General features: G+C 77.3%; 1 protein-coding gene. It reads left to right on the top strand.

Going from position 1 to position 515, the window contains the following annotated elements; translation table 11 throughout:
• A partial coding sequence (locus HW578_RS27545) for a hypothetical protein (RefSeq protein ID WP_198373850.1) occupies window positions 1–400 on the top strand: 400 nt, incomplete at its 5' end.
• Window positions 401–515 lie beyond the last annotated feature (115 nt).

The raw sequence follows: 515 nt of genomic DNA, 5'->3' as shown, positions 1-515 counted from the left end.
CCCGCCGCTCGCGGCCGCCACGCCGGCCGGCCGGCCCGAGGCCCTGCCGGTCACCCAGGGCCGCGTGCTGGCAAGCATCGTCGCGGTGCCGCCTGGCGTGCCGGGGGTCTCGATGCGTGTCTTCCTCGGCCTGGCATCCGCCTCCGCCGACACGCCCGTCACCGATCCCCATTATGTCGGCATCTTTACCTTCTTCGACGATCCGGCGGCGCATGCGGGGCACGGCGCCGGGGGCGAGGCGACGCGGTCCTTCGTCGTCGATGTCACGCGGACCGTGCAGCGCCTGGTCCGCGCGGGCCAGCCGGTGGAGGCGGAAACGCAGCTCGTGCTGGTGCCCGTGCTGCCCGGCGGCAGCCCGCCCAGCGTGACCATCCGCGAGGTCTCGCTGGCGGTGTCGTGATCCGCCGGCGCAGGCTCGGCGCGGCGGCGCTGCTGGGTGCGGGCACCCCCGCCTGCCTGGCACAGCCGCGGGGCGAGGCGCGCGCCGGCCGCCCGGCGACGATGCCCCTGCCGCC

The organism is Roseomonas rosulenta, assembly GCF_016106005.1.
Lineage (GTDB): Bacteria > Pseudomonadota > Alphaproteobacteria > Acetobacterales > Acetobacteraceae > Neoroseomonas > Neoroseomonas rosulenta.
Note: the sequence above shows the minus strand (reverse complement) of the source record. Positions and strands in the feature narration are given on the sequence as shown.